At 68.5% G+C, this 16,265-nt stretch carries 16 protein-coding genes; 11 read left to right on the top strand and 5 right to left on the bottom strand.

Annotated elements, in window-relative coordinates; translation table 11 throughout:
• Window positions 1–149: 149 nt before the first annotated feature.
• Entirely contained in the window at window positions 150–809 is a 660-nt protein-coding gene (locus tag LXT13_RS10025; RefSeq protein WP_233371780.1) for a peroxiredoxin, read from the bottom strand.
• A 102-nt stretch (window positions 810–911) separates the two neighbouring features.
• Window positions 912–2,408, bottom strand: a complete 1,497-nt coding sequence (locus LXT13_RS10020) for a protein adenylyltransferase SelO (RefSeq protein ID WP_233371779.1) — start codon at window positions 2,406–2,408, stop codon at window positions 912–914.
• Window positions 2,409–2,514: 106 nt separating this feature from the next.
• On the opposite strand from LXT13_RS10020, the gene LXT13_RS10015 reads away from it, so the two are divergent.
• From LXT13_RS10015 to LXT13_RS09995, 5 genes are all read left to right on the top strand, one after another.
• Complete coding sequence (locus tag LXT13_RS10015) at window positions 2,515–4,743, top strand: S9 family peptidase (protein WP_233371778.1); 2,229 nt, start codon at window positions 2,515–2,517, stop codon at window positions 4,741–4,743.
• Window positions 4,740–5,084: a translation initiation factor Sui1 gene (locus LXT13_RS10010; protein ID WP_233371777.1), complete on the top strand. Its 345-nt coding sequence runs from the start codon at window positions 4,740–4,742 to the stop codon at window positions 5,082–5,084. The genes LXT13_RS10015 and LXT13_RS10010 overlap by 4 nt, the downstream gene beginning before the upstream one ends.
• Window positions 5,085–5,183: 99 nt before the next feature.
• On the top strand, window positions 5,184–5,891 hold the full coding sequence (locus LXT13_RS10005; protein ID WP_233371776.1) for a hypothetical protein: 708 nt from the start codon (window positions 5,184–5,186) through the stop codon (window positions 5,889–5,891).
• Complete coding sequence (locus LXT13_RS10000; RefSeq protein ID WP_233371775.1) at window positions 5,888–7,033, top strand: M48 family metallopeptidase; 1,146 nt, start codon at window positions 5,888–5,890, stop codon at window positions 7,031–7,033. Before LXT13_RS10005 ends, LXT13_RS10000 begins: the two co-directional genes overlap by 4 nt.
• Before the next feature lie 12 nt (window positions 7,034–7,045).
• Window positions 7,046–7,639, top strand: a complete 594-nt coding sequence (locus tag LXT13_RS09995) for a hypothetical protein (protein WP_233371774.1) — start codon at window positions 7,046–7,048, stop codon at window positions 7,637–7,639.
• Here the strand turns inward: LXT13_RS09995 and LXT13_RS09990 are convergent, their stop codons facing one another.
• Window positions 7,640–8,125: a hypothetical protein gene (locus LXT13_RS09990; protein ID WP_233371773.1), complete on the bottom strand. Its 486-nt coding sequence runs from the start codon at window positions 8,123–8,125 to the stop codon at window positions 7,640–7,642.
• A gap of 266 nt (window positions 8,126–8,391) precedes the next feature.
• Between LXT13_RS09990 and LXT13_RS09985 the strand changes: the two genes are divergently transcribed.
• The 6 genes from LXT13_RS09985 (at window position 8,392) to LXT13_RS09960 (ending at window position 13,445) form a co-directional block, all read left to right on the top strand.
• Window positions 8,392–9,243 (top strand): hypothetical protein, encoded by an 852-nt coding sequence (locus tag LXT13_RS09985; RefSeq protein WP_233371772.1) that lies wholly within the window; start codon window positions 8,392–8,394, stop codon window positions 9,241–9,243.
• Between the two features lie 121 nt (window positions 9,244–9,364).
• Window positions 9,365–9,577, top strand: a complete 213-nt coding sequence (locus LXT13_RS09980) for a hypothetical protein (RefSeq protein ID WP_233371771.1) — start codon at window positions 9,365–9,367, stop codon at window positions 9,575–9,577.
• Window positions 9,578–9,623: 46 nt separating this feature from the next.
• Window positions 9,624–11,018: an ATP-dependent RNA helicase DbpA gene (gene dbpA / locus LXT13_RS09975; protein ID WP_233371770.1), complete on the top strand. Its 1,395-nt coding sequence runs from the start codon at window positions 9,624–9,626 to the stop codon at window positions 11,016–11,018.
• 233 nt (window positions 11,019–11,251) lie between these two features.
• Window positions 11,252–11,518 carry a helix-turn-helix domain-containing protein gene (locus LXT13_RS09970; RefSeq protein ID WP_233371769.1) on the top strand — a complete coding sequence of 89 codons (267 nt, stop codon included), beginning with the start codon at window positions 11,252–11,254 and terminating at the stop codon, window positions 11,516–11,518.
• A gap of 3 nt (window positions 11,519–11,521) precedes the next feature.
• The gene (locus LXT13_RS09965; RefSeq protein WP_233371768.1) at window positions 11,522–12,868 is read left to right on the top strand and encodes a type II toxin-antitoxin system HipA family toxin; all 1,347 of its coding nucleotides are present in this window, start codon (window positions 11,522–11,524) and stop codon (window positions 12,866–12,868) included.
• 346 nt (window positions 12,869–13,214) lie between these two features.
• Window positions 13,215–13,445, top strand: a complete 231-nt coding sequence (locus LXT13_RS09960; RefSeq protein ID WP_233372005.1) for a hypothetical protein — start codon at window positions 13,215–13,217, stop codon at window positions 13,443–13,445.
• 89 nt (window positions 13,446–13,534) lie between these two features.
• Here the strand turns inward: LXT13_RS09960 and LXT13_RS09955 are convergent, their stop codons facing one another.
• Window positions 13,535–15,304: a glutamine--tRNA ligase/YqeY domain fusion protein gene (locus LXT13_RS09955; RefSeq protein ID WP_233371767.1), complete on the bottom strand. Its 1,770-nt coding sequence runs from the start codon at window positions 15,302–15,304 to the stop codon at window positions 13,535–13,537.
• 70 nt (window positions 15,305–15,374) lie between these two features.
• On the bottom strand, window positions 15,375–16,208 hold the full coding sequence (locus tag LXT13_RS09950) for a hypothetical protein (protein WP_233371766.1): 834 nt from the start codon (window positions 16,206–16,208) through the stop codon (window positions 15,375–15,377).
• Window positions 16,209–16,265 lie beyond the last annotated feature (57 nt).

Below are 16,265 nucleotides of genomic sequence, written 5' to 3'. Positions count from 1 at the left end.
GCGGTTCCGCGCGTACAAGAACTTATCGCCACGCAGGTTCTCGATGCCGTCGAAGTCGCTCTTGGCCTGCACCAGCAAGCCCAGGTAACTGCTGCGATGTCGCTGGTGGGCACGCCGGTGCGCACGTGCGAAGGGGGAGGTGCTCGGGTTCAGCCCGGCTGCTTCGTGATGCGCAGATAGGGCTTGGGGGCTTTCCAGCCCTGCGGGAACAGCGTCTTCGCGTCTTCGTCGCTGACCGAGCCCGCGATGATGACGTCCTCGCCCTGGCGCCAGTTGGCCGGCGTGGCCACCTTGTGCCGGGCGGTGAGCTGCAGGCTGTCCAGCACGCGTACGATCTCGTCGAAGTTGCGGCCCGTCGTCATCGGGTAGGTGAGGATGAGCTTGATGCGCTTGTCCGGCCCGATGATGAAGACCGAGCGCACCGTGGCGTTGGTGGCTGCGGTGCGGCCCTCGGACGTGCCTTCGATGTCGGCCGGCAGCATGTTGTAGAGCTTGGCGACGTTCAGGTCGTGGTCGCCGATCAACGGGTACTTCGGCAGGTGGCCCTGCGTCTCCTCGATGTCGAGCGCCCATTTGTGGTGGTTGTCCACCGGGTCCACCGACAGGCCGATGAGCTTGGCGTTGCGCTTCGTGAACTCAGGCTCGATCTTGGCGAGGTAGCCCAGCTCTGTCGTGCACACTGGCGTGAAGTCCTTCGGGTGCGAGAACAGGATGGCCCACTGGTCGCCGATCCAGTCGTGGAACTTGATGGCGCCCTGAGTGGTCTGGGCCGTGAAGTCGGGGGCGATGTCGTTGATGCGCAGGGACATGGTGGCTCTCCTTGAGGTCAGGCGAGCGTAGTCAATCCCGCATCGGCTGCATCCGCTAAATCCGCATAAGCAACTGCGGCGCGCGCTTGAACGTCCCAGCCCTCAGGTCCCGCAGAAGGTGCGGTAGCCCTCCGTCACTTCCGACGGCGCCGGCGCGCCATAACGCGTCTGCAGCGCGGCCTCGTCCCACGGCGAGCGCAGCGCGGCCATCAGCGCCTCGAACGGCGAGAGGTCGCCCTCGGTGGCCGCGTCAAGCGCTTCTTCGACGAGATGATTGCGCGGGATGACGGCAGGGCTGGCGCGGCGCATGCGATCCGCCCGCGAGGCGGCGGGGTCTGCGCTGCGGTCGCAGCGGGCCTGCCAGCGGGCGAGCCAGGTGTCCAGCGCGGCGCGGTCCAGGAACAGGTCGCGCAATGGCTCTCGCCGCCCGTCGGCAGCAATGGCGAGATGGCGCCAGGCCAGCGTGAAGTCGACCCGCTGCGATTGCAGCAGTGCCAGCCAGTCGTCGGCGAGTGCGGCATCGGTGGCAAGGTCGTCAGCGGTGGCGTCCGCAAGCCCCAGCTTCTCGCGCTGGCCGGCGCGCAGTGCGGCGTCCAGCAGCCCGGGGAACTCATCGATCACGGCGGTCGCGTCGGCCACGGCCCGTGCCATCGCCGGCTCGTCGTCGGGTGACGCCATCAGTGGCAGCAGCGTTTCGGCAAATCGGGCCAGGTTCCACTGCGCAATGGCGGGCTGGTTGGCATAGGCGTAGCGGCCATGGTGGTCGATGCTGCTGAACACGGTGGCCGGGTCGTAGGCCTCCATGAAGGCGCAGGGACCGTAGTCGATGGTTTCGCCGGAGAGCGCCATGTTGTCGGTGTTCATGACGCCGTGGATGAAGCCCACGTTCATCCACTGCGCGATCAGCTGCGCCTGCCGCCCGGCTACGGCGCGCAGCAGACCCAGGTGCCGGTCTGGCGCGCCGGCCAGCTGCGGGTCATGGCGGGCGATCGTGTAGTCGGCCAGCCGGGCCAGCATTTCCAGGTCGCCGCGCGCGGCGAAGTACTGGAAGGTGCCCACGCGCAGATGGCTGGCGGCCACGCGGGTCAGCACCGCGCCGGGCAACGGCGTGTCGCGGAAGACGCGTTCGCCCGTCGCCGCCACGGCCAGCGCGCGTGTCGTCGGAATGCCCAGCGCGTGCATCGCCTCACCGATCAGCGCCTCGCGCAGCATCGGACCTACAGCCGCCTTGCCGTCGCCGCCACGGGAGAACGGCGTGCGGCCGGAGCCCTTGAACGCGATGTCTCGGCGCCGGCCGTGGCGGTCCACCACTTCGCCCAGGAGCAGTGCGCGGCCGTCGCCCAGCTGCGGCGAGAAGTGCCCGAACTGATGGCCCGCATAGGCCTGCGCGATGGGCTCCGCGTCGTCCGGCAGCAGGTTGCCAGTGAAGAGCGCCGCGGCGTCCGGCCCCTCCAGCGTGCCGGCCGGCAGGCTCAGCTCGTCGGCGAGCGGGTGGTTGGCGAACAGGAGGCGGGGCGCTGGCACGGCCAGCGGCCGGCGGGAGATCCAGGCGGCCGGCAGGTCGCGGACGTAGGTGTTGTCAAAGCCGAAGCGGGGCATCGAAGACCTTGAGAGCAGGGAGGGCAGGGCGGCCATGCTGGCACGGTATGCAAATGCTTGTCCGGGTTGAGGGGTTGGCGCCGATGCTGCCCGGTAGCATGCGACGATGAAGTCGCTTCTTGCCCTGCTGGCCTGCGCCACAAGCGCAGCGCTGGCCCAGCCAGCGCCCCTCACGCTCGACCGCATCACGGCCGACCCGCCGCTCGCCGGCCGCCTGCCGCGGCAGGCCGAGCTGTCGCCTGGCGGGCAATGGGTGAGCCTGCTGCGGCCGTCGCAGGCCGACAGCGAGGTGCTGGAGCTGTGGGCGCAGCCTAGCGCGGGCGGCGAGCCGCGCAAGCTGGTGGCCGCAGCCGACCTGTTGGGCGGCGCGGCGCAGCGGCTGAGCGAGGCCGAGAAGATGGCGCTGGAGCGGCAGCGCATCAGCCAGCGGGGCATCACCGGCTACCAGTGGTGCGGCGAAGACGACGCAGCTCTGCTTGTTCCGCTGTCGGGCGACCTCCACCTTGTGCGCCTGGCCGGAAGCGGCCCGCAGGTGCGCAAGCTCGCGCCGGGCGGTGCCCAGCCCAAGCTGGACCCGCGCTGCGCGTCGGACGGTCAGCGGCTGGCCTATGTGCAGGCCGGCAACCTGTTCGTGCTGCCGCTGGCGCCGGGAGCCCGGCCTCGCCAGTTGACGACCGACGGCAGCGCCACGGTCACGTGGGGCCGGGCCGAGTTCGTTGCCGCCGAAGAGCTGGGGCGCCAGCGCGGCTATTGGTGGTCGCGCGACGGGCGCTCGCTGCTCGCGCTGCGCGTGGATGAATCGGGCGTGGCGCTGAAGACGCGCGCGCAGATCTACGCCGACCGCACCGAGATGACGCAGCAGCGCTACCCGGCGGCCGGCGAGGCCAATGCGCGTGTCACAGCCTACGTCATCGACGCAGCCAGCGGTCGCCGCCGCGCGCTGGCGCTGCCGGCCACGGCGGAATACATCGCCCGGGCCGGCTGGTTTGCCGACGGCACGCCTTGGTTGCAGTGGTTCAACCGCGAGCAGACACGGCTCACGCTGACCGAGTTCAGGTCGGGCGCCGCGCCGCATGACATCACCGTCGAGACCGACCCGGCCTGGGTCGAGGTGCAGGGCGACCTCTTCGAGACGCCGCGTGGACTGCTGTGGTCCAGCGAGGCTTCGGGCAGGCGCCAATTGCTACTTGTCGACCGCACCAGTGGCGCACGCACACCGCTGACCGAAACGGCAGAGCCGGTGGCGCACGCCGTCTGTGCGAATGCCGAGCACGTCGTCTTCGCCGTTGCGGGAGACCGGGGCAAGTCACAGGAGCTCTACACGCTGCCGCTGGCCGGTGGCCGTGCACTGGTGCTGCCGGGCGCCGGCAATCGGCACTGGCGCGACGCCAAGGCCGACGCGGGCTGCACACGGCTGCTGGTCGAACGGTCTGCCTGGGGTGTGCCGCCGCGGCTGGAGCTGCGCCGTGTGGGTGAGCCCACGGCCATCGCCATCGCAGGGGATCCGCCCGACCCGGCGCTGCGCGACTACGGCACCGCGCCGCTCGCGCTGGACCTCACGTCGGCTGACGGCCACACGCCGCTCAACGGCTTCTTCTTTCCGGCGCAGGACCGCCGCGAGGGGCGGCATCCGGTCATCGTCATGGCCTACGGCGGACCGGGTGCTGCAACGGTCAGCTGGGCCTGGGGCCGCGACATGCCGCTGATCGCCTACTGGCAGCAGCGTGGCTACGGCGTGCTGATGCTGGACACGCGCGGCATGGCCCACCGCGATCGCGACTTCACGCGGGCCCATGCAAAGGCCTTCGGCCAGGTCGAAGTGGCCGATCTGTTCGCCGCCGTGCGCCAGCTGCCGGGTCGGGTGCCCGGCGTTGACCCGGCGCGCGTCGGCCTGTTCGGTTGGAGCTACGGCGGCTACCTGGCCGCCCGCGCGGTGCTGGATGCGAACACGCCGTTCGCCGCCGCCATCGCCGTGGCGCCGGTGACCGACTGGACGCTCTACGACACGGCCTACGCCGAGCGCTACCTGGGCCAGCCGGTGCTGCCCGGCGTGTCCGGTGCCTCGGGCCTGGCCCCGGCCTATGCCAACGCCAGCCTGCCGCCCCGCGCCGACCTGCTGTCGAGGCCGCTGCTGCTGGCGCACGGCACGGCGGACGACAACGTGTTGTTCGAGCACACGCTGCGTCTCGTCGAAGCCCTGCAGGCGGCCGGCAAGACCTTCGACCTGCAGATCTACCCCGGCAAGGCGCATGGCATCGCCGGCCGCGCGGCGCGGCTGCACCTCTACCGCACGATGGACGCGTTTTTCGAGCGCCACCTGAGGCCCGGGGCATGAGCCTGGTCTATTCCACTGATTTCGGGCGTGCATGCCCCGGCTGCGGCCGGCCCGTCGCCGAGTGCCTCTGCAAGGCCAAGGCGCGGCCCGCGGGCGACGGCATCGTGCGCGTTCGCCGCGAGACGGCGGGCCGCAAGGGCAAGGGCGTCACTGCCGTGCTGGGCCTGCCGCTGGACGATGCGGCGCTCGCCGTGCTGGCCAAGCAGCTGAAGTCGGCCTGCGGCAGCGGCGGCACGGTCAAGGACGGCGTCATCGAGATCCAGGGCGACCATCTCGACAAGGTCGTCGCCTGGCTGCAGGCTCGGCCCGAAGGCTGGACCGTCAAGCGCGCCGGGGGCTGACGTTCGCCTTGCAGGCCGACCGGGAAACCGTGAAAACCTCAGCATGGCCGGACGGTGCGGGCCGCTATATTGCGCCGCGATCAAAGGGAGTGAGGAAAGATGCGAACAACACTGCGCACGCTGCTGGCCAGCGTGTTCTTCTGCGCGGCCACCATGTCCGCGATGGCGGCAGACAACAGCAAGAACCTGGCGCCCGGCTTCGTCGCGCTGCCCTCCGCGGCCAAGCTGGTCGTCATGCCGGTGGACGTGGAGCTGTACTCGCTGTCCGCCGGTGGCGTGGCCGAGCCCAAGGCGGACTGGACTGCGAGCGCCCAGTCGCACATGAAGGCCGAGCTCGTGCGCCGCACGCAGTCCATCGGCCTGAGCACGCAGTTGATGGACGACAAGGACGCCGACGAGTTCGCCGAGCCCATGGCGCTTCACGCGGCGGTGGCGCGCTCCATCGCGCTGCACCATGCCACGGGCGGCGCCTGGTCGCTGCCCACGAAGGCGGGCAAGCTCGACTGGAGCTTCGACGACGCGATGCGCGACCTGAAGGCCAAGAGCGGTGCCGACTACGGCCTGTTCATCTGGGTCCGCGACAGCTACGCCAGTGCCGAGCGCAAGCTGGCGATGGTGGGCCTGGCGCTGCTGGGCGTGGGCATCGGCGGCGGCGTGCAGGTGGGTTACGCGTCGCTGGTGGACCTGAACAGCGGCCAGGTGCTGTGGTTCAACCAGTTGGCGCGCGGCACCGGTGACCTTCGCGAGGCCAAGGAGGCCGCCGAGTCCATCGACGTGTTGCTGACGGGCTTCCCGAAGCCCCGATGAGGCGCCGCGCCTTCATCGGCTGTGCCCAGTGCCTGGCGCTGTCGAGTCTGCTCGGCGCCGCACCGGCGCGCGCCCAAGGCGACTGGCTCGCGCCGCCCCGCTTCGAGAAGCCTGACCTCGGCACCGACGAGGGTGGCCTGTGGGCCATGATGGACCGCGAGGAAACGCGGCTGCGCCGCAGCCCGTTCCTGCTGCGCGACGCCGGCCTTCAGAAGTACCTGCAGGACATCGCCTGCAAGCTCTCCGGGGACCATTGTCCCGACGTGCGCGTCTATCCGGTCCGCACGCCGTTCTTCAACGCAAGCATGGCGCCCAACGGCATGATGCAGGTGTGGAGCGGCTTGCTGTTGAGGGTGGACAACGAGGCGCAGCTCGCTGCCGTGCTGGGCCACGAGATCGGGCACTACATGCAGCGCCACACGCTGGAGCGGCTGCGCGACGTCAAGTCACGCTCTGCCTTCGGCATGTTCCTTGGCATGTTCGGCCTCGTGGGTCTGGTGGGCCAGATGGCCGCGCTGGCCGGTGCCTTCGGCTTTTCGCGCGACCAGGAGCGCCAGGCCGACCAGATCGGGCTGACGCTGATGCGCCGCGCCGGCTATGACACGCGCGAGGCCGCCAAGGTGTGGGAGAACCTGATGCTGGAGCTGGCGGCCGTCCATGGCGGCGATCCGAGCCAGCGCAACCCGCTGTTCGCCACACATCCTGGCTCGGCCGAGCGCAGCGCCACGCTGCGCGACCTGTCTGCCGCTGACAGCGAGGGCCGACTGGGCGAGGAGGAACACCGCCGCGCGCTGGCCGGGCTGCAGCAGACGATGCTGGAGGACGAACTCAAGCGCGGGCAGACCGGTGAGACGCTGGCGCTGTTGAACCGCCTCATCGAGCGCCAGCCGGCGCGCGCCGACCTGCTCTACACGCGCGGCGAGGCCCGGCGCCTGCGCGCCGGCAACGACGACCTGGATCAGGCGCAGGCCGACTTCGAGCGTGCGATCGCGCTGGGGACGGAGCCGGCCGAGGCGCACCGGGCGCTGGGCTACCTGCACCGCAGCCGTGAGCGCCACGACCTGGCCCGCGAGGCCTTTGGCCGCTACATCGACAAAGCACCCGCCGCGCCGGACGCGGCGCTGATCAAGAGCCTGCTCTGAGGAGGACCCGACATGCAGAACACCATCAACCGCCGCCGTCTCGCCATGCTGGGCGCAAGCCTGCTGCTCGCTGCCTGCGCGGCGCCTGTCACCCGCGTCGAGGTGGGCGAGGTCGTCATCGGCAAGCGCATGGCGGTCAAGGTCGACGCGGCCTGGAACCAGTTCGGTGGCGGGCTGACGGCCGGCGTGCCGACCTGGACGATGGAGGGCATCACCATCGATGCCCTGCGCTTCTACACCGACGTGAAGGATGGCCAGACCTTCGGTCCGGCCAATCCGCCCAAGGGCCGCCAGCCGCTGATCTTCAAGGCCTCGATGCAGACGGCCGACATCGTCGCGATGTTCCAGTCGCTGCAGACGCTGGATGGTTCGAGCTTCTCGCTGGACAAGCTGGAACCGGCCGAGTTCCTGGGCGGTACGGGGTTCCGGGTCGAGTACTCGACGGTCCGCAAGGTCGACGAGGTGCCGCTCAAGGGCGTGGCCTACGGCCGCGTCCGCGACGGCGAGCTCTTTCTGGTCAGCTACAGCGCGCCGCGGCTGGTGTTCTTCCCGCGCTATCAGCCCCGGGTGGAGAGCCTGATCAAGGGCATCACGCTGCGCGGCTGATCAGTACTGCTGCCTGGCCCGCTCGCGGGCCAGGAAGTTGGCCTGGTCGCGGTCACGGTCGCGCTGCTGGCGGGCCTCGCGGGTCTCCCAGTCGCCACAGTGGAAATACGAGCCGCCGAACAGCCAGCCGATCACGCTGGAGCTGTCCAGCGCCCGGCCTTCACCCGCCGTGCAGACCATCGCGGCCTGCGAGGAACTCTGTTCCATCATCGCTTCCTGCTCCAGCATGGAACGCGACAGCAGCACGCAGGCTGGCATCCCGATGGCGAGCAGCACGCCGCCGATGACGACGCCACGCGCCCAGCCCGGCAGCCGCTCGGGGGCCGCGGGTGCGGGCGTCGCAGCCTGCCGTGCCGGCGCGGCTTCTGCAGCGCGAGGGCGGCCGCGTGTCGGCGTGCTGTCCAGCCCTGCCAGCACACGGGTCCGCGAGGAGGTCGGCGGGTCGATCGGCTGGGTGGCGGGGAAGGAGCGGGTCGCGGTCGGCATGCGTTGGAGATCGGCGTTAGCGGCAGCGCCGCGATCACGCCGCGAATGCTAGTGAGCGCACCTCCAGCACATCGTCACCAATTGCAAGCAGCGCATCGGCTGCTGTCGCGTCCGCGAAAGAAGTCACACTCGGAGCGGTTGCGGGGTTGGCCGGCATTTCACTATCCGGGGAAGACGCCCTTTCCTGGGGCGCGGCGCGGGGCTACATTGGGTCGGTCGTCACCCATGCCGCCGCCATGCTGCCAAGACGCTGCCTACTCCAAGGCGTGCCCGCCCTGCTGGCGGCCCGGCCGGCGTGGGCGCTGGATCTCGTCGTCACGCTCCGCGCGCCGGACAGCGAGAACGACCTGCGCAACGCCTACGTGCGGGACGCCGTCCAGTTGGCGCTGGAGAAGACGCAGCCCACGGATGGCGGCTTCCGGCTGTCGATTTCGCCTTTGATGAACAAGCGGCGTGCGCTGCTGGAGGCCTCCCGACGCTTGCTGCCGAATTTCCTCGTCACCACGGGCCCGGACCTGGCACGGCCTGCGGGCCTGGCGCCCGTGCTGTTCCCGATCCATTTGGGCACCAACCGCTATCGCGTCTGCTTCATGCACGCCGGGCGCCGCGCGGCCATCCGGGCGGCGGACACGCTGGCCGCCGTGGCCCGGCTGCGCCATGTGCAGGGGCGTGACTGGCCGGACGTGGCCGTGCTGCGAGCCAACGGCTTCTCGGTCAGGGAAGTCGGCACGTACGACGCCTTGTTCGAGATGGTCGCGCTGGGGCGCGCCGACCTGTTCTGCCGCAACGTTCTGGAGATCGGCCACGAGATGCGCACGCATGCCGGCATGCACGGCCTCGCGCTGGACGACAGCTTGCTGCTGTCCTACGACCTGCCGCAGTACCTCTACACCCATCCGGACAACCGACCGGTGATCGACCGCCTCGAGCGCGGACTGCGCATGGCGTTCGCCGACGGATCGCTGCCGGCGCTGCTGCGCCGCTACCTGAAGCCATCGCTGGCGCAGCTGGATCTGCCGCGCCGCCGCCTGTTCACACTGAGCCCTCCGAGCGGGCAGACAGTGGAGATGAACGACAAGCCTTTCCAGATCGACTTGCTGGCCAAGTCCTGGCGTTGAGCCGGTGTGACATCTTGGCGCCCTAACGCCCCGTTTACGGTGGCCTGGCCCGGGTGTGCGACGTTTTCACGGGCGCCGGTGCGATGCCGCACCTAGTCTGCATCCAGACGAGGTGCCGCCCATGAACTCACGCCCCATGCCGCTGATGACCGCCGACTACGAGCTACGGTTCGAATCCCTGTTCCAGGCCGGCCGGGCACTGGCCTTCCCGTGTGACGAGCGCGGTGGCGTGCTGCTGGATGCGCTCAGCGACAAGGCGCGGGAAAACTACCTGTTCGCCCGCGCCGTCGTCGGCCGCGACTACGCCAGCCCCATCGTGCTGCGCCGCGACTGAAATTTTCTTTTCGACCGGACCCCGGGCCGGGCCCGGACAATGCGGGATGACCGACGCCTTCTCCCGACTCCCCCTGAGCCCTGCCATGCTGGCCAACCTTGGCCAACTGGGCTATGAACGGATGACGCCCATCCAGGCCGCCAGCCTGCCGCTGGCCCTCGCGGGCCGTGACGTCATCGGCGAGGCCCAGACCGGCTCCGGCAAGACCGCCGCGTTCGCGCTGGCGCTGCTGCACCGCCTGAACACCGAGGCGAACCGCGTGCAGGCCCTTGTGCTGTGCCCCACCCGCGAGCTTGCCGACCAGGTCACGCAGGAGATCCGCCGCCTGGCCCGTGCGGCCGACAACATCAAGGTGTTGAGCCTGTGCGGTGGCAGCCCGTTCAAGCCCCAGGCCGAGAGCCTGGCCTTCGGCGCCCACATCGCCGTCGGCACTCCTGGCCGGCTGCTGGACCACCTGGAGCGCGGCACGCTGGACCTGTCCGCGCTGAACGCGCTGGTGCTGGACGAAGCCGACCGCATGCTCGACATGGGGTTCCTCGACGACATCAAGGCGATTGCCAAGCGTGCGCCGGCCCAGCGGCAGACGCTGCTGTTCTCGGCGACGTTTCCGGATGGCGTGCAGGACATTGCAGCCAAGTTCATGCGCGACCCGCAGACGGTCAAGGTGGCCGGCGCCACCAGCGCCGCGGCGTCCAACATCCGGCAGATCGCCTACGAGGTGGTCGAATCCCAGCGCTTGGACGCCGTGCCCCGGCTGCTGCGCGCCTTCCGGCCCGAATCGACGATTGCCTTCTGCAACACCAAGCAGCAGTGCCGCGACCTGGAGGCCGTGCTGGCAGCACAGGGCTTCGTCGCGCTCGCGCTCCATGGCGACCTGGAGCAGCGTGACCGCGACCAGGTGCTGATCCAGTTCGCCAACCGCAGCGCCTCGGTGCTGGTGGCCACCGACGTGGCCGCGCGGGGCCTGGACATCGCCAACCTCGCCTGCGTCATCAACGTGGACATAAGCGCCGATGTCGAACAACACGTCCACCGCATCGGTCGCACCGGCCGGGCCGGCGCCTCAGGCCTGGCGTTGAGCCTGGCCAGCCTGGATGAGATGGGCCGCGTGGGCCGCATCGAGCAGTTGCAGGGCGAACCCTTCGTCTGGGAGCCGCTGGACGGCCTGAAGGATGCGCCCGGTGGCCCGCTGCTGCCGGCCATGGACACGCTGCAGATTCTTGGCGGCCGCAAGGAAAAGATCCGCCCCGGTGACATCCTCGGCGCGCTGACAGGCGAGGCCGGCTTCACGGCCGCGCAGGTCGGCAAGATCAACGTGACCGACTTCCACAGCTATGTGGCGGTGGAGCGGGGGATTGCGCAGGAGGCGGTGAAGCGGCTGTCGGCGGGGAAGCTCAAGGGGCGGAAGGTGAAGGCGAGGCGACTGGCGGATCTGGAGTGAGTAGGGCGCGCGTTTCGTTCGTAGTGCCGTAGGTTGGGGCGCTGACCCCAACGTTTGTCGCCGCAGGCACTTGCTGCTTTGCAATAGCCTGAGTAGCGCGCCTTGTGCCTCCCGCGGGCTTGGATGCTGGATGGTCACAGCTTGTGAACTGTGCATTGAATTTACTGCCTGCGATATGTAAACTGAACATACACATCAGAAGCTGTAAATGAGATTTACAGCCTAGGAGCTGTATGTCTCAGTTCATCGTCCGCACGCCTGATCAGCTGTCACCCCTGTTGCAGGCGTTCCGCAAGGAAGCCGGCCTGACGCAGGCAGAGGTGGCCTTGCGGCTGGGCCTCTCGCAGCAAACCTATTCCGCGATGGAGAGGAATGCCGACAAGGTAGGCGCTGCACGGCTGCTGAGGCTGTTCAACGTCCTTGGTGTGGAAGTGGCGCTCGGCAAGCCGCTGCAGTCGTCCAAGACCTCCAGTTCGTCCGTCGACAAGCCGGCCTGGTAAGCCATGGGCCGCCGCTCCCTCACCCGCACGCTGGGCCTCTGGATGAACGGCGCCCCGGTCGGCACCTGGAGCCTCGCACCCAACGCGCCCGACATACTCCAATACGACTTGGCTTGGACGCAGTCAGGGCAGGGGAGGCCGCTATCGCTGTCGCTCCCCTTCACACCGGGAAATGCGCCGCACCGCGGAGCAAAGGTCCGCGCCTACTTCGAGAACCTGCTCCCGGACAGCAAGGAGATCCGCGAACGGCTGGCGCGCCGCTTCAATACCGGCTCGACCGGCGCGTTCGAGTTGCTAGCCGAGATCGGCCGGGACTGCGCCGGCGCGCTGGAGATCCTGCCGGAGGGTGCAGCCTCGGTCGGTACGCCCCCCCTGGAGGCGGAGGTGCTGAGCGAAGCACAGGTCGCACAGATCCTGCGTGGCACGACGACGTCGAATGCGCTGGGCTGGCGGGATGATGAGGACTTCCGCATCTCCATTGCCGGCGCGCAGGAGAAGACCGCGCTGCTACTGCACGAAGGGCAGTGGTGCCTTCCGCTTGGCGGAACGCCGACGACGCACATCTTCAAGCTACCGCTGGGCCTCATCGGCGGCATGGAGCTCGACATGCGCGGCTCGGTCGAGAACGAATGGCTGTGTTCGCTGATCCTGCGCGAGTTCGGGCTGCCGGTCGCTACCTGCCATCCGCTGCAGTTCGAAGACGTCAAGGTGCTCGTTGTGGAGCGCTTCGACCGCGCCTGGTGGACACATCCGTCCGGCGACCAACGCCTGCTCCGCTTGCCGCAGGAAGACATGTGCCAGGCGACCGGCGTGGCACCTGATGCCAAGTACGAGGTGGACGGTGGGCCCGGCATGGACCGCATCCTCGACGTCCTTGACGGATCCATGAGCCGTGAAGAGGATCGTCGCAACTTCTTCAAGGCGCAGCTGATCTTCTGGATGCTTTGCGCGACCGACGGCCACGCCAAGAATTTCAGTCTTTTCCTTCGCCCCGGCGGGCGGTACCAGCTGACGCCGCTCTATGACGTGATGTCAGCCTACCCGGTCCTCGGAGATGGGGCGTCAAGGATCTCGCCGTTCAAAGCAAAGATGGCCATGGCCGTGCGCTCTAAGAACGCTCATTGGAAGATGAGAGACATCCTGCGGCGACACTGGACGGCTCTCGGAGCACGCCACGGCATCCTGACGCTGGATGGCCGCGATGCCGAGAGTCTGATCGACGAGACGGTCGACCAAGTGCATGAGGTCATCGCCAAGGTAGGAGCGCAGTTGCCTCAGGGGTTTGATGCACAACTCGCCAGCGCCATCTTCAGCGGCATGCAAAAAGCCGCAGATCGTTTGGCCGGCTGAAACGAATGCTTCGCAGCCGACCGGTTTGCAGCGTTATGGAGAGCTCTCCAGTGCTGCCTATGCGCAGTTCGCAACTATGTTCACCTTGTCGGCCGGTATGGGCTTTGACGTCTATGCCGGGTGAGCATCGTGGCAGTCGTGGTCTGCGCATAGTTTGGTCTACAGCCTGAATCCGTGAGCTCACCTCTGTAGGCGTTCACCCTGCGGGGGCGGCCGAATGGCAATGGGCCGGCTGGTTTTGGAACGATTCGGCGATGCGCCCGAATCAAGTTGAGCAGCTTGACTACGACCTCAGCCGACGGTCGGCCTGGCCCTCGTTGGACACTTCCTGAAGACGCTCGCTCCAGTGCTTGCAGATGTCGATGCGACGCTGCCCGTGCGCACGGGCGCGCCCACCAGCGACATCGCACGCAGCTACCTGGGCTTGCTGGTGCAGGGCAAGAGCGACTTCGACGCCGTTGAGAATCTTCGTGGCGACAAGTTCTTCAAGCAGGCCCTGGGCATCGGGCTGCGGCCGCCATCAGTGCCTTCCGCAAAGTGCCGATGCGCACAAACACAATTTATGGATAGGCGCTAAGTCCTTGGTGCGCGCCGAGACGCCGGAGAGCTATCAGCCGTGAAGGGTCAGCAACATCATTGTGAAGCAGCCCAGATTAGCCTCTCAACCTACTTCTGAAAGCTGTCCTTCAATCCCGTGATCTTGTTGAACACCGGCTTGTCAGCCCGATGGTCCACGCGGTCGGTGACGAAGTAGCCATGCCGCTCGAATTGCCAGCGCTGGTCCGCTGCGGCGCCGGCCAGTGAGGGCTCGACGAAGCCCTGCACGACGCGTAGCGAGTTCGGGTTGAGGAACTCGATGAAGTCACGCCCGCCGGCGTCCGGCTGCGGCTCGGCGAACAGGCGCTCATACAGGCGCACCTCGGCGGCCACGGCCTCGTGCGCGGCGACCCAGCCGATGACGCCCTTGACCTTGACCGCGTCGGCACCCGGCGTGCCGCTCTTGGTGTCGGGCACGACGGTGGCGAGCACGGCGGTGACCTTGCCGTCCGCATCCTTCTCCGCGCCGGTGCACTCGATGACGTAGCCGGCCTTCAGCCGTACCTTGTTGCCCGGGAACAGCCGGAAGTAGCCCTTGACCGGCACTTCCATGAAGTCCTCCGCCTCGATCCACAGCTCGGGCCCAAGCGAGAACTTGCGCAGGCCCAGCTCCGGCTTGTGCGGGTGGGCGGCGACCTCGCAGGGCTCGCGGTGGTCGACAGAGCCGAAGACCTCGGCGTAGTTCGTCAGCTTGAGCTTGAGCGGCTGCAGCACGGCGAACGCTCGCGAGGCCTGCGGCTCCAGGTCCGCACGCAGGGCCTGGTCCAGCACCGTGTCGTCGATCCACGCGTTCTGCTTGCTGGCGCCGGTGGCTTCCACCATGGCGCGGATGCTTTCGGGCGTGAAGCCGCGGCGGCGCAGGCCCACCAGCGTCGGCATGCGTGGGTCGTCCCAGCCTGTGACATGACCTTCCTCAACGAGCTGGCGCAGTTTGCGCTTGCTGGTGACGACGTAGTTCAGGTTCAACCGGCCGAACTCGATCTGCTGCGGCAGCGGCCGGGCCAGCAGACCGAGGTCGGCGAGGTGGTTCAGCAGCCAGTCGTAGAACGGGCGCTGGTCCTCGAACTCGAGCGTGCAGATGCTGTGGGTGATGCGTTCCAGCGCGTCCTCGATAGGGTGGGCGAAGGTGTACATCGGGTAGATGCACCACTTGTTGCCGGTGGCGTGGTGTTCCGCATGCTTGATGCGGTAGAGCGTCGGGTCGCGCAGGTTGATGTTGGGCGACGCCATGTCGATCCGGGCGCGCAGCACCATGGCGCCGTCGGCGTGCTGGCCGTCGCGCATTTCGCGGAAGCGGGCGAGGTTCTCGGCGGGCGTGCGGCTGCGGAAGGGGCTGTCCACGCCCGGCTTGCCGAAGTCGCCGCGGTTGGCGCGCATCTCGTCGGGCGTCTGCTCGTCCACATAGGCCAGTCCGGCGTTGATGAGCGCCTCGGCCGCCTCGTACATGAAGTCGAAGTAGCTGCTGGCCTCGAAGAGGTTGGGGCCCCAGCTCCAGCCGAGCCACTGCACCATCTCCTTGATGGCGTTGACGTACTCCAGCTCCTCCTTCTCGGGGTTGGTGTCGTCGAAGCGCAGGTGGCAGGCGCCGCCGTAGTCGCGCGCCAGGCCGAAGTTCAGGCAGATGCTCTTGGCATGGCCGATGTGCAGGTAGCCGTTGGGCTCGGGCGGGAAGCGGGTGCGGATGCGGGCTTCGTCCAGAGGGCCGGCGGCATGGTGGGCGGCGTCGCCCGGCGTGCCGGCGAAATGGCGGCCGGCGAACGCGCCGGCCTCGAGGTCGTGCTCGATGCGCTGACGCAGGAAGTTCGTGGCGGGGGCGGCAGCAGAGGCGTTGTGGCTCATCGTCGGCTCGGGAAATGGAAAACGGGCCGCCTGTGGTGTGCAAGGCGGCCCGCCGGTGCTGGGGTCGATTCTATTGACGACCCAGTCGCCGCCAGCGGACGGGCCTCAGCGGCAGGCGCACGTGGGCCAGCGCGATGCTGATCCACACCGCCACGCTGAAGTAGAGCGTCATCCAGACCACCTCCGTACGCCAGTGCGCCCAATCGTGCGACACCGTCCAGCGCCCGGCGGCGTCAGCGATGCCGGCCGAGAGGCTGGGGTAGTTGCGGCCGGCGGCCTGGTCGGCCACCCAGCGCGCCCAGTACATCGGCACGTCGACGAAGAACATGTAGGCGGCATAGACAACGCCGGCGGCGATGGCGACGCCCAGCCAGGTGCGGCCTCGCGGACCGACGCGCCGCCACAGCCCGCCCATGGCCATGACGCTGAGCACAGCCGCCAGCCCCCACAGCGTCTCCTCGACGACATGGCCGAGGTTGCGCGTCGTCAGCACGGCATACCAGGAGTTGATTTCCGCCACGGCGATCATCGGCACGATGGCATGGGCCACCCGCAGGGCAGGGCGGTGGCCGGTGGCCAGCGCGCCGCCGCGCAGCAGCAGCGCCCATTGGGCCGCGAAACTCAGTTCGGCGATGGTGGCCACCGTGCGGCCGACGATGACGCTGGACGCGAACGAGTCCACCATGACGACCCGCGGCACGTCGAACACGGGCAGGAAGGACCGGTAACCGCAACCCAGCACGTACAAGGCTGACAGCAGCAACTGCAGCCGCTGGTGCGGCCAGGTGGTGCCGTCGGGGCGCTGGCGGTTTAGCCAGGCGGTAGAGGCCGTCCAGGCGATCAGGTTCAGTCCGGCGATGGCACACAGCAGGTGCCACCAATTCAATGTCGTCGCGTCGGTCATCGCGCTCTCCTTGTTGTTGTCGTGGACGGCGTCGCCGGCAAGCGGGATGCCTGCCTG

The organism is Pelomonas cellulosilytica, from assembly GCF_021353265.1.
In the GTDB taxonomy this organism is placed as follows: Bacteria; Pseudomonadota; Gammaproteobacteria; order Burkholderiales; family Burkholderiaceae_C; genus Pelomonas; species Pelomonas cellulosilytica.
The sequence above is the reverse complement of the archived record's forward strand: the minus strand, read 5'-3'. Positions and strand labels throughout refer to the sequence as shown.

Excerpts from the sequence above, each read along its gene's own strand:
- dbpA (WP_233371770.1), top strand. The coding sequence starts at position 9,624 with ATGACCGACGCCTTCTCCCGACTCCCCCTGAGCCCTGCCATGCTGGCC.
- LXT13_RS09980 (WP_233371771.1), top strand. The coding sequence starts at position 9,365 with ATGAACTCACGCCCCATGCCGCTGATGACCGCCGACTACGAGCTACGG.
- LXT13_RS09965 (WP_233371768.1), top strand. The coding sequence starts at position 11,522 with ATGGGCCGCCGCTCCCTCACCCGCACGCTGGGCCTCTGGATGAACGGC.
- LXT13_RS10005 (WP_233371776.1), top strand. The coding sequence starts at position 5,184 with ATGCGAACAACACTGCGCACGCTGCTGGCCAGCGTGTTCTTCTGCGCG.
- LXT13_RS09955 (WP_233371767.1), bottom strand. The coding sequence starts at position 15,304 with ATGAGCCACAACGCCTCTGCTGCCGCCCCCGCCACGAACTTCCTGCGT.
- LXT13_RS09990 (WP_233371773.1), bottom strand. The coding sequence starts at position 8,125 with ATGCCGACCGCGACCCGCTCCTTCCCCGCCACCCAGCCGATCGACCCG.
- LXT13_RS10000 (WP_233371775.1), top strand. The coding sequence starts at position 5,888 with ATGAGGCGCCGCGCCTTCATCGGCTGTGCCCAGTGCCTGGCGCTGTCG.
- LXT13_RS10015 (WP_233371778.1), top strand. The coding sequence starts at position 2,515 with ATGAAGTCGCTTCTTGCCCTGCTGGCCTGCGCCACAAGCGCAGCGCTG.
- LXT13_RS09950 (WP_233371766.1), bottom strand. The coding sequence starts at position 16,208 with ATGACCGACGCGACGACATTGAATTGGTGGCACCTGCTGTGTGCCATC.
- LXT13_RS09970 (WP_233371769.1), top strand. The coding sequence starts at position 11,252 with ATGTCTCAGTTCATCGTCCGCACGCCTGATCAGCTGTCACCCCTGTTG.
- LXT13_RS10025 (WP_233371780.1), bottom strand. The coding sequence starts at position 809 with ATGTCCCTGCGCATCAACGACATCGCCCCCGACTTCACGGCCCAGACC.
- LXT13_RS10010 (WP_233371777.1), top strand. The coding sequence starts at position 4,740 with ATGAGCCTGGTCTATTCCACTGATTTCGGGCGTGCATGCCCCGGCTGC.
- LXT13_RS09995 (WP_233371774.1), top strand. The coding sequence starts at position 7,046 with ATGCAGAACACCATCAACCGCCGCCGTCTCGCCATGCTGGGCGCAAGC.
- LXT13_RS10020 (WP_233371779.1), bottom strand. The coding sequence starts at position 2,408 with ATGCCCCGCTTCGGCTTTGACAACACCTACGTCCGCGACCTGCCGGCC.